Annotated in this window: 12 protein-coding genes; all 12 read left to right on the top strand. The window is 33.5% G+C overall.

Going from position 1 to position 12,205, the window contains the following annotated elements; genetic code table 11:
- Positions 1 to 16 precede the first annotated feature (16 nt).
- Positions 17 to 943, top strand: coding sequence for a DUF2167 domain-containing protein (locus tag GKZ88_RS00705; protein ID WP_155100485.1), 927 nt, complete (start codon positions 17 to 19; stop codon positions 941 to 943).
- 189 nt (positions 944 to 1,132) lie between these two features.
- Entirely contained in the window at positions 1,133 to 1,924 is a 792-nt protein-coding gene (locus GKZ88_RS00700) for an RNA methyltransferase (protein WP_155100484.1), read from the top strand.
- A 16-nt stretch (positions 1,925 to 1,940) separates the two neighbouring features.
- Positions 1,941 to 3,479 (top strand): serine hydrolase, encoded by a 1,539-nt coding sequence (locus GKZ88_RS00695; protein ID WP_155100483.1) that lies wholly within the window; start codon positions 1,941 to 1,943, stop codon positions 3,477 to 3,479.
- A gap of 174 nt (positions 3,480 to 3,653) precedes the next feature.
- Positions 3,654 to 5,873 carry a RelA/SpoT family protein gene (locus GKZ88_RS00690; protein WP_155100482.1) on the top strand — a complete coding sequence of 740 codons (2,220 nt, stop codon included), beginning with the start codon at positions 3,654 to 3,656 and terminating at the stop codon, positions 5,871 to 5,873.
- A gap of 179 nt (positions 5,874 to 6,052) precedes the next feature.
- The gene (locus GKZ88_RS00685) at positions 6,053 to 6,595 is read left to right on the top strand and encodes a hypothetical protein (protein ID WP_155100481.1); all 543 of its coding nucleotides are present in this window, start codon (positions 6,053 to 6,055) and stop codon (positions 6,593 to 6,595) included.
- Positions 6,596 to 6,779: 184 nt separating this feature from the next.
- On the top strand, positions 6,780 to 7,238 hold the full coding sequence (locus GKZ88_RS00680) for a transcriptional repressor (protein ID WP_026981862.1): 459 nt from the start codon (positions 6,780 to 6,782) through the stop codon (positions 7,236 to 7,238).
- Positions 7,239 to 7,334: 96 nt separating this feature from the next.
- Positions 7,335 to 8,606 (top strand): adenylosuccinate synthase, encoded by a 1,272-nt coding sequence (locus tag GKZ88_RS00675; RefSeq protein WP_155100480.1) that lies wholly within the window; start codon positions 7,335 to 7,337, stop codon positions 8,604 to 8,606.
- A 56-nt stretch (positions 8,607 to 8,662) separates the two neighbouring features.
- Complete coding sequence (locus GKZ88_RS00670) at positions 8,663 to 9,244, top strand: NUDIX domain-containing protein (RefSeq protein WP_155100479.1); 582 nt, start codon at positions 8,663 to 8,665, stop codon at positions 9,242 to 9,244.
- Positions 9,245 to 9,317: 73 nt separating this feature from the next.
- A complete protein-coding gene (locus GKZ88_RS00665; RefSeq protein ID WP_155100478.1) occupies positions 9,318 to 9,710 on the top strand; it encodes a hypothetical protein in 393 nt (130 codons plus the stop codon).
- Positions 9,711 to 9,734: 24 nt separating this feature from the next.
- On the top strand, positions 9,735 to 10,301 hold the full coding sequence (locus tag GKZ88_RS00660) for a hypothetical protein (RefSeq protein ID WP_155100477.1): 567 nt from the start codon (positions 9,735 to 9,737) through the stop codon (positions 10,299 to 10,301).
- Positions 10,302 to 10,386: 85 nt separating this feature from the next.
- On the top strand, positions 10,387 to 11,271 hold the full coding sequence (locus GKZ88_RS00655) for a L,D-transpeptidase (RefSeq protein WP_155100476.1): 885 nt from the start codon (positions 10,387 to 10,389) through the stop codon (positions 11,269 to 11,271).
- A 320-nt stretch (positions 11,272 to 11,591) separates the two neighbouring features.
- Positions 11,592 to 12,182, top strand: coding sequence for a TetR/AcrR family transcriptional regulator (locus GKZ88_RS00650; RefSeq protein ID WP_155100475.1), 591 nt, complete (start codon positions 11,592 to 11,594; stop codon positions 12,180 to 12,182).
- Positions 12,183 to 12,205 lie beyond the last annotated feature (23 nt).

Genomic DNA, 12,205 nt, shown 5'->3' with positions numbered 1-12,205 from the left:
TTTAACTAACCCCAAAATGAAAAAAACTGTACTTTTTCTTTTTCTATGGCTGATTTCCATTTCTAAAATCAATGCACAGGCAGATACACTTGCTGCTTTTTACGACAAGATTGAAAAATCTTTTACTTATGAATCAGGAAAAATTAAACTTCCCGAAGGCGACGGAACTTTAAATGTTCCTAAAGGATTTAAATTCTTAAACAGCAAACAGACTCAAGACGTATTAAGCAATTTATGGGGAAATCCTGAAGATAAATCGATTCTTGGTTCACTTGTTCCTGACGGAAAAGGAGTTACACACGCTGACAGCTGGATGTTTGTAATAAGCTATCAAGGTGATGGTTATGTAAAAGACGATGATGCTGGCGATATTGATTATGATGATCTTCTTAAAACTATGAAAGAAGATGTTGCTGCAGAAAATACGGAAAGAAAAAAAGGCGGTTATCCTGAAGTTCAATTAATTGGATGGGCATCTAAACCTTATTATGACAATAATTTAAAAGTGCTTCATTGGGCAAAAGAACTGCAGTTTGGTCAAGATAAAGAACATACTCTTAATTACGATTTAAGAGTTTTGGGAAGAAAAGGAATGTACAACATTTCTGCTGTAGCAGGTGTTAATCAGCTTGCTGAAGTAAAAGCAAGTATTCCTGGAATTATTCAAAGTGTGGAATTTAATGACGGAAACAAATACTTAGATTTTGACGCCGACACAGACACAGTTGCTGCGTGGACAATTGGCGGTTTAGTTGCCGGAAAAGTATTGGCAAAAGTTGGATTTTTTGCTATTCTGGCAAAATTTGCAAAAGTGATTGTGATTGGAATTGTAGCCGCTTTTGCAGCCGTAAAAAAATTCTTTTTTGGAAGCAAAGATCAAGTCGTAAGAAAACCTGAAGAAGAAACGGCTCTTTTAGAAGAAAACAATTCTACTGAAGAGTAATATTTTTTATTAGCCACAAATTCCACCAATTTCCACTAATTTTTTCCCCCTTCATGCAAAAGAATTAATTCGTGAAAATTGGTGGAATTCGTGGCTAACTTTTTTCCAAAACCGACAAGGTTTTAAAAACCTTGCAGGAAGAAAAAAACTCAGTACCTTAGCGCCTTAGAATCTTAGTCGCTTAAAAAAATGAAACAAATCACTTCAGTACAAAATCCGTTTATAAAATCACTTGTTTTACTTCAGGAAAAATCCAAAGCAAGGAAACAGACCGGAACATTTTTGATTGAAGGACAACGCGAAATTTCATTAGCCATAAAAGGCGGTTACGAAATCGAAACGGTTTTATTTTTGCCCGAATTAATTTCTGAAAACGAAATAAACAAACTGATTCAGAATCCGTTTCAAATCATCGAAATTAATAAAGAAGTTTATCAAAAACTGGCTTATCGCGATACTACCGAAGGTATTTTGGCTATAGCCAAAACCAAATCACTGAAACTATCTGATTTAAAATTATCTGAAAATCCGTTAATTCTTGTTGTTGAATCTTTGGAAAAACCAGGAAATATCGGAGCAGTTTTACGCACTGCTGATGCTGCGAAATTAGATGCCGTTTTAATTGCTAATCCAAAAAGTGATTTATATAATCCAAATATTGTCCGTTCCAGCGTTGGATGTTTATTTACCAACCAAATTGCAACTGGAACATCAGAAGAAATCATTGCTTTTCTGAAAGAAAAAAAGATCAGTTTTTACAGCGCAACTTTACAAAATTCAACTTCTTATCACACTCAAAATTTTACCACTCCAACGGCTTTAGTTGTGGGGACAGAAGCGACAGGCCTAACACAACAATGGCGTGATGAAGCGACTCAGAATATCATTATCCCAATGCAGGGCGAAATCGACAGTATGAATGTCTCGGTTGCCGCCGCAATTTTAATTTTCGAAGCAAAACGTCAAAGAGGATTCAATTAATTATAAATCAAAAATTATGAATTTTAAACTATCACTTTTAGCATTATTTTTCTGTTTTACTGCTTCGGCACAAATTACAAATCAGGAAGTTGATGAATTGGTAAACAGAACAATCAAAGCTTTTGATGTTCCCGGAATCGCGGTTGCGATTGTAAAAGATGGAAAAGTTGTTCTGGCAAAAGGTTATGGTGTAAAATCAACATTGACACAGCAAAAAGTTGATGCGAATACACTTTTCGGAATTGCGTCAAACAGTAAAGCATTTACTTCTGCAGCTCTGGCAATGTTAGTAGATGAAGGTAAAGTTAAATGGGATGATAAAGTCATTAAATATCTTCCGGATTTTAAAATGTACGATGATTTTGTAACGCGTGAATTCACCATTCGCGATTTATTGACTCATAGAAGTGGACTAGGTCTTGGCGCAGGAGATTTGATGATCTGGCCTGACGGAAGTGATTTTAAAGCACAGGATATTATTCATAATTTACGTTATTTAAAACCTGTTTCGAGCTTTAGAACAAAATATGATTATGACAATCTAATGTATATTATCGCCGGTGAAATTGTTCATGTTGTAAGCGGAAAAACTTGGGCAGATTTTGTAGAAGAACGTATTATGAAGCCTTTGGAAATGAATAATAGCGTAGCTTCAATTAAGCGCTTAAAAGATACTTCAAATGTAATTACACCACACGTTCCGATTGATGGAAAACTAAAAACAATAAAACGTTACGAAAATCAGCTTTTTGATGGTGCAGCGGGAATTTACTCAAGTGTAAACGATTTAAGCAAATGGGCCATTTTGCAAATCAATAACGGAAAATACAGCGATAACAAACAATTATTTTCTGAAAAAGAACATGATGAAATGTGGCAATTGCAAACAATTATTCCTGCCAAAACCAGACCGCCATATAACACTCATTTTTCTGGTTATGGATTGGGTTGGTTTTTAAGTGATGTAAAAGGATACAAACAAGTTTCACATACGGGAGGTTTGGAAGGAAATGTGACGCAGACAACATTAATTCCAGAAATTGGTTTGGGAATTATTGTTTTGACGAATCAGCAGTCTGGAGCCGCTTTTAATGCAATTACAAACACTATAAAAGACAGTTATTTAGGCATTAAATCAGATGATTATGTGACGGTTTACAGCAACAGAATGAAGGCCAACGAAGAAAAAGCCGATAAAGTTACAGACGAAGTTTGGGCTGTTGTTGCTAAGAATAAAAAAGATAAAATAAAAACTGATTTTTCTAAAATCGTTGGGACTTACAAAGACAATTGGTTTGGTGAAGTTACGATTACAGAGAAAAAAGGAAAAGTATATTTTGCTTCTAAACGTTCTCCACAATTGGCTGGCGAAGTTTCTTTTTATAAAGATGGAAATTATGTTGTAAAATGGAATAATGCTTTCTTTCATGCTGACGCCCATTTACTTTTCAAATATGATGAAAGCGGAAAAGTTACTAACCTAAAAATGCTTCCAATCTCAGAATTAACTGACTTTAGCTACGATTTTCAAGACTTGGATTTTTCGAAAGAGTAATTTTTGCTTCAAGTTTCAGGTTTCAAGTTTCAGGTTGAAAACCGGAACTAAAAACTCAAGTTAAAAAACTTGAAACCTGAAACTTGAAACAAATAACTTTAATCACAAATCAACAATCTATTCCCTTGCGTATATTCAAACTAATGCTTATTTTTAGTACTTGAATATGCCGTTATGATAGAAATAGATATTGAGAAAGAAAACAAAGCGATTGCGCAGGAATACAAGGAATTACTTCGAATAAGTTACCAAACTTTAACCCCCGCCGATAAAAAACTGATTCGGAAAGCTTTTGATGTTGCCGTTGACGCTCATAAAGAGCAAAGACGCAAATCGGGCGAAGCGTATATATTTCATCCTATTGCAGTTGCGAAAATTGTTGCCTCAGAAATTGGTCTGGGTGCGACCTCTATTGCTGCGGCCTTATTGCATGATGTTGTCGAAGATACACCAATGACGGTTGAAGAAATTGAGCGCTTATTTAACCCAAAAGTGGCTCAATTAGTTGAAGGTTTGACTAAAATTTCTTTGGTTCAAAAAGATTTGAATGCTTCAATGCAAGCTGAGAATTTTAGAAAAATGATCCTTACGCTGAATGATGATGTCCGTGTTATTTTGATAAAACTGGCTGACAGACTTCATAATATGCAGACCATGGATTCGATGGCAGAATATAAACAAACGAAAATTGCTTCGGAAACCCTTTATATTTATGCGCCACTCGCCCACCGTTTAGGACTTTATAATATTAAAACCAAATTAGAAGATTTAGGTTTAAAATATACAGAGCCTGCTGTTTACAATGACATTGTAAGCAAAATTAGAGAAACAAAAGAGGAACAGGATGCTTACATAAAAGACATATCGGATGTTTTGAAGAAATCTCTGGATGTCGAAAATATTGATTATATCATAAAAGGCCGTCCGAAATCTATTTATTCGATCCGTCGAAAAATGCGTGCTCAAAATGTAAGTTTTGATGAAGTTTATGACAAATTTGCACTTAGAATTGTCTATAAATCTGATCCTCATGACGAAAAATTTATCGCGTGGAAAATATATTCAATCGTAACGGATCATTACCGACCAAGTCCGAGCCGTTTACGTGACTGGATTTCATCTCCAAAATCAACTGGTTATGAAGCACTTCACATTACCGTTATGGGACCAAAAGGACGCTGGGTTGAAGTTCAGGTGCGAAGTGAACGTATGGATGAAATTGCAGAAAAAGGTTATGCTGCACATTATAAGTACAAAAATGGAGCAACTGAAGAAAGCGGTTTAGATGTTTGGCTGAATTTACTTCGCGAAGCCTTAGAAAATCCGGAAACAAATGCCGTAGACTTTGTTGAAGATTTCAAAATGAATTTATATTCAAAAGAAATTTTCATTTTCACGCCAAAAGGAGAAATAAAATCATTGCCTAAAGGCGCTACTTCATTGGATTTTGCATTTAGTATTCACTCTGAAATTGGAATCAAAACCAGAGGAACACGTGTTAACGGACGTCTTGTTCCGTTAAATCATGAATTAAAAAGCGGTGATCAGGTTGAAGTTATTACATCTGCCAATCAAAAACCAACGGTGAACTGGCTGGAATATGTTACGACTTCACGCGCAAAAAACAAGATTAAAAATGTTCTAAACGAGAACACGAAAAAAATCGCTGAAGAAGGAAAAGAATTACTTACACGAAAATTAAAACACTTAAAAGTAACCATCAACGAGCAGGTTATTAATGAATTAGTTAACTTTTTCAAATTAAAAACAAGTTTAGATTTATTTTACAGAGTTGGAATTGGTGCGATTGAAAATCAGCAGTTAAAGGATTATGCTGCTCAAAAAAGCAATTCGTTTATCAATTTCTTCAAAAATAAAATCAAAAGAAATAAAGATACTGCCGACGAGGATATTCATAAACCAGTTATCAGCAGCAATTATGACATGCTGGTTTTTGGAACAGAGCATGACAAACTCGATTATAAGCTTTCACAATGCTGTAATCCAATTCCGGGAGATGATGTTTTTGGTTTTGTTACCATTAACGAAGGTATAAAAGTGCATAAAAAAGATTGTCCAAATGCCATTGGAATGCAATCCAATTATGCTTACCGAATCATGAGCGCCAAATGGATTGATTCCTCACAAGAAGAATTCAAAGCGATTATCAATATTACCGGAATGGATGTTTTGGGACTTACAAATCAATTGACAAAAGTAATTTCGAACAATATGAGTGTGAATATTCAAAGTATTTCTTTGAGTACCGATGCCGGAATTTTTCACGGACAGGTTGCTGTAATTGTTAAAAACAACACCATTTTGAAAAAAATGATAAATGCTATCAAAAAAATAGACGGAGTTGATAAAGTAACAAGAGAATATAGAACATAGTATTTACTAATAAAGAATGTCAAAAAAATTAATTTAACACATAGAAACATAGATTTCTTTGTCGATAAAGGCGTTTCACTTATATTAACAAACATAGGCTATGTGTTAGAAACCAGTTTCTTTTTGCCCTCTTTTTTAGAAATAAAACCTATGTTTCTATGTGTTTAAAATAATTATTTATGGAAAATGAAAACTTAGAAATTCCTGAAATCAATTTTGACGAAAACGGAGAACTTATTATTATTGCTTCTGAATCTTCTTCAAAAGATGACTTTGATTTTTTCAAGGGAAAGTCTTTCATTCGAAATAAAAAATTAAAACAAAGATTTGCGAATTGTACCGAATGGATTGAGTTTCCATCAACTCAGGAAATGTATAAAATCCTGAACGGAATTGGAAATATTGATAATTTTCTGGCCACTTTTGACGGAGAACCTTTTGAAGGAATGACCGTCAGATTGTTTAATCCAAAAACCAGATTGTGGAGCATTTATTGGTCCGATTCAAACACGGGAGTTTTAGACAAACCTGTTGTGGGTTCATTCGAAAATAATATTGGACATTTTTTCTCAAAAGATATTTTTGAAGAAAAAAAAGTGATTCAGGTTTTTCGCTGGGATGCCAGAGATCAGGACAATCCTGTATGGAGTCAGGCAATGTCTGATGACAATGGAAAAACCTGGGAATGGAATTGGTACATGTACATGACAAAAAGCAAATAGAAATTTGTTAATTTTATTGTAATTAAAAATATTTATGTTAATTAAGGTTTTTTAGATTCTCCAAAACATATCACTGCTAAAGCCTGTAAATATTGCATTTTTACCACTCTGATATGATTTTGAACGTTAAACTTTAAAGCCGAAACTTTTATTGATTAAAAATAAAAAATTATCTTTGCCGGATATGACACTCATTTCAACTGACAACACTAAGAATCAAGAAATTGTAAAAAATGTTTTTACAATGTATCTTGAACAAAAAGGGCATCGCAAAACTCCTGAGCGTTATGCTATACTTCAGGAAATTTACGATAGCGAAGAGCATTTTGATATTGAAAACTTATATATCAAAATGAAAAACAAAAACTACCGTGTGAGCAGGGCTACATTGTACAACACGATCGAGTTATTGTTAGACTGCGCTTTGGTTAGAAAACATCAATTTGGACAAAATCAGGCTTATTACGAAAAATCGTATTTCGACAAACAGCATGATCATATTATCATGACTGATTCGGGAGAAGTTATTGAATTTTGCGACCCAAGAATTCAGACCATCAAAAAAACAATCGAAGAAATATTTGATATCGAAATTACGAATCATTCACTTTATTTCTACGGAAACAAAAAGCAAAAACAATAATCCAAGAAAGGAATTATTCAAAAAATAAAAAAAAAGAAAATTAACTACATTAATCAGTAGGACAGCTTGGCTTGTCTCAACGCAAATTAAAACAGAATGACCGTAGATTTATTACTAGGATTACAATGGGGAGATGAAGGTAAAGGAAAAATTGTTGACGTTCTTACCTCAAATTATGATATTATTGCACGTTTTCAAGGAGGACCAAATGCAGGACATACATTAGAATTTGACGGAATTAAGCACGTACTTAGAACTATTCCTTCTGGAATTTTCCATAAAGATTCTATAAACATCATCGGGAATGGAGTTGTAATCGATCCTGTAGTTTTTCAAAAAGAAATTGAAGGTTTAGAGAAATTTAACCTTGACATTAAAAAGAAATTAATCATTTCTAGAAAAGCACATTTAATTTTACCAACACACCGTTTACTTGACGCTGCTTCTGAAGCATCAAAAGGAAAAGCTAAAATTGGTTCTACTCTAAAAGGAATTGGACCAACTTACATGGACAAAACTGGTAGAAACGGTTTACGTGTTGGAGATGTTGAATTAGAAGATTTCAAAGAGCGTTACAGAGCTTTGGCAGACAAACACGAAGCAATGATTGCTTTTTATGATGTTGCGATTCAATATAATTTAGCTGAATTAGAAAAAGAATTCTTTGAAGCTATTGAAGAATTAAAAAAATTAGATTTTATTGACAGTGAAGAATATATGTACCAAGCTCAAAAAGCAGGTAAATCTATTCTTTGTGAAGGAGCTCAAGGTTCTTTATTAGATGTTGATTTTGGAACTTATCCGTTCGTAACTTCATCAAACACTACTGCAGCAGGAGCTTGTACAGGTTTAGGAATTGCTCCTAACAAAATCAAAGAAGTGTACGGAATTTTCAAAGCTTACGTTACTCGTGTTGGCAGTGGACCTTTCCCAACAGAACTTTTTGACGAAGTTGGTGCTACAATGGCAAGAGTTGGTAACGAATTTGGATCGGTAACAGGAAGACAAAGACGTTGCGGATGGTTAGATCTTGTAGCTTTAAAATATGCTGTTCAGGTTAATGGTGTTACTCAGTTGATGATGATGAAAGGTGATGTTCTTTCTGGATTTGAAACTTTGAAAGTTTGTACGGAATACAACTATAAAGGACAAAATATTTCTCACTTTCCTTACAACATCGAGCCAGAAAATGTAACTCCTATTTACAAAGAGTTTAAAGGATGGCAAGCTGATTTAACTGGATTGACAACTTACGATCAATTGCCAGTGGAGCTAAAAGAATATATCGAATTTATTGAAGCTGAAGTTGGAGTGCCAATCAAAATTGTATCGGTTGGGCCAGACAGAAAGCAAACAATAACAAAATAACACATTTTAAACGCTCTGATAATCAGAGCGTTTTTTTATACAAATTTATTCGCCTTATGAAAAATCCAGAAATTAAAATTACAGAAACCAAGTTATTATCAGACAATTGGTATATTTTAAACAAAGTTACTTTCAGTTATCAGAAAGAAAGTGAAAAAATTCAGACGCACGTTCGTGAAGTTTATGACCGTGGAAATGGAGCTGGAATTTTATTGTACAACACCACAAAAAAAACAGTTATTTTAACAAGACAATTTCGTCTGCCGACTTTCCTTAACGGAAATAAAACCGGAATGATGATCGAAGTCTGCGCCGGGCTTTTAGACGAAGATAATCCTGAAGAATGTATTATTCGTGAAACGGAAGAAGAAACCGGATACCGCATCAAAAAAGTAGAGAAAGTAACACAAACCTATATGTCTCCTGGAGCCGTTACTGAAATTTTGTATTTGTTTACTGGCGCTTATGATGAAAGCATGAAAGTAAGCGAAGGCGGCGGATTAGCTTCTGAACAGGAAAATATTGAGGTCCTTGAATATACTTTTGATGAAGCGTATGCGATGATTGCATCTGGAGAAATCGTCGATGCTAAAACTATTATTTTATTACAGCATGCTAAGATAAAAGGATTGATTTAGATTTTTTTTACTATGTTTAATGACGATAATTCACTGTGCAAATTATTCGAAAAACTAAAACCAAAGTAAAAAAATGAAACTATTAAAATCATTATCCCCTTTTATCTTATTTCTTATCACGACACTTTCAATGGCTCAAAACAATCAAAACTTTGACTGCAAAATACTTAAGGATATTAAATTAAAATATGCACATAAGCCAGATGATCGGTCTTACATTATTATAAAAGATAATAAACATGTTGAAAGTTTAGAAGATGGAAAATATTTCATAAAATCAGATTTAGAGTGGATTAGCGACTGTGAGTATAACGCAACAATGACAGAAATCACGTTGCCAAACTTTTCTTTTAAGCCGGGAGAAATCATGAATGTGAAGTTTGAAAAAATAAAAGATGGTTTTATTTACGGAACAGCCACTGTGCGCAATCAAACCTTTCCTGTAAAATATTTAGTTATAAAATAGAAATCCTTTTTCAATATAAAAATAATGTCTAATTTTTCTCAAAATTTCTGGCAACAATTTGCAAAGGAAACCGGTGGTACTTTTAAAGAAGGCTATTCCTGGCACTCAGATTCTGTTTCTATTGAATACAAAAACTGGTTTGTAGCTTTTGACAATTTTACATTGTGGTCTGGAAAATATAGTACCGAAATGACTCGAATTATTGCTCCTATTACTTTAAAAGACAATTTTAAATTTGAAATTTATAGAGAAGGATTTGTTCGTAAAATAGAGAAAATATTTGGAGCGCTGGATATTGAAATTGGTTATCCTGAATTTGACAAAGCTTTTACAATTAAAAGCAATAATGAATTTAAAATTAAGACCTTATTACAAAATAAGGAGATCAGAAATCTGATTATAACTCAAAAAGATGTGAACATTCAAATTTCTAATCAAAAAGGCATTTGGGAAGAGGAATTACCCGAAAATGAAATTGAATTATCCTATTTTATGGATGGCGAAATTCATGATTCAAAAATCTTACTGTCTATTTTAGAGTTGTTTAAACTTATCTTAGATGATTTATTTCAAATAAATTCTATTGCCTAATGAAAATCCCGAAAACAATTCAAAAAATTGTGTAACGCCTTTGCCCTATCCTATTTATAACTTTACTTTCATAAAATTACTACCTATGAAAAAGTTATATTACTCCGCAAACGCCCTACTTATATTGATGTTAGTTTTATTAGGTTCTTGTAAAAAAAGTGAAACAGTACATTTATCTGAAAATAAAAAAGAAAGAAAAGTAATTGAATATAAGAAACCTGCTACTGCTATTTCCTATCAAATTCAAAATACTAAAGAATGGCTGAAAACGAACGAAGCTGACAGCAGTAAAATGGATCTTGTTTACGCTTTAAACAGAACCGATAAAACAAATTTCAAGAAATTGGATTCCGTTGTGATTCCGGCGGATTTTAGCGGTGATTTAGTTTATTATATGCCATTTCCGCTTCATGTTGCTGCTTTGGAAGAAGTTTCAAAAGTTATCATCTTCTCCTATCCTACTCAAACATTTGGTGCTTACGAAAATGGTGAATTAGTTCGCACAGGTCCAACAAATATGGGAAGAAAAAAAGATCCTACACCAACCGGATTGTTCTTTACCAATTGGAAAGCAGAACAAACAACCAGTACTTTTAATGACGAATGGGATTTAAAATGGAATTTTAATATCGAAAATAAACTTGGAGTTGGTTTTCACGAATATGAATTGCCGGGTTATCCAGCTTCGCATTCCTGTTTAAGACTTCAGGAAGAAGATGCGAAATACCTTTACAAGTTTGCCGATGAATGGATTCTGAAAGACAAGGAAAATGTAAAAGTAAAAGGAACGCCAGTAATTGTTTTTGGAAGTTATGATTTCGATGGCCCAAAACCTTGGCTTCAATTAACTTCAGATTCAAAGGCTTTAAATATTTCAGAAAGTGAAATAGAAAGTCAGGTACAACCTTTTCTACAAAAGATTTTAGACAATCAAAAATTACGTGAAGCTGAACCAAGTTCAACTATATAAGAACTGGTTTTAATATATAGAATCCGCTGAAACATATAAATAATGTTTCAGCGGATTTTTTATAGATAATATTCAAAATTTGGCTAAAGCCTTTCCTCTTGCATCCTATAAACCTCCAGCTAAAGCTGGAGGCAATTCAACTTTTAAGAATTATTAAAATCTGTAGTTCCAACAACAAACAACAAACAATAAACAACAAACCATCAACAATAAACAAAAAACCTCAGAACCTTAGCAACTTAGTATCTTAGCATCTTAAAAAAATAAATAAGCGAACATTCACTTATTATTTATATCTTTGTGCCATAATTCAGAAAATTATGAGAACAAGAGACATAAATAAAGAAGAAATTGTAAAACAAAAAGCAATCGAAATGCTGGTTTCACAAGGCGTAGAAGGTTTCGGAATGAATCGCCTGGCTAAAGAATGCGGTGTTTCTGTGGCGACACTTTATATTTACTATTCTGATAAAGAAGATTTGATTAAGAAAATTGGAACTGAAATTGGCCAAAATTTCTTCGAAGAAATGCTGGTCGGATTTTCTTGGGAAATGTCTTTTGTTGACGGATTACGCAAACAATGGGAAAACCGTTCAAAATACACGATAAATCATTCTTTGGAAACTTCCTGTTTCGAGCTTTTAAAACATTCCACTTACGGAGAGGCAATTCTAGCAGAAATCACTCCTGATTTTAGAAGCGAAATGACAAAATTCATCACAAAATCAATTGAAAAAAAAGAACTTGTTCCTATGACGTTTGAGATATTTTGGAGTATTGCTTATGGCTCTCTTTACTCTCTTTTAGAACTTCACAGAGAAGGAAAATCGATGTCAGGAAAGCCTTTTCTTTTTACTGACGAAATTAGAGACGAAGCTTTTAATATGGTTTTAAAGGCGCTGGTTCCTTAGAAAAAATCATTAGCAATAGCAAT

The organism is Flavobacterium sp. LC2016-01 (assembly GCF_009711135.1).
Classification (GTDB): domain Bacteria; phylum Bacteroidota; class Bacteroidia; order Flavobacteriales; family Flavobacteriaceae; genus Flavobacterium.
The sequence above is the reverse complement of the archived record's forward strand: the minus strand, read 5'-3'. Positions and strand labels throughout refer to the sequence as shown.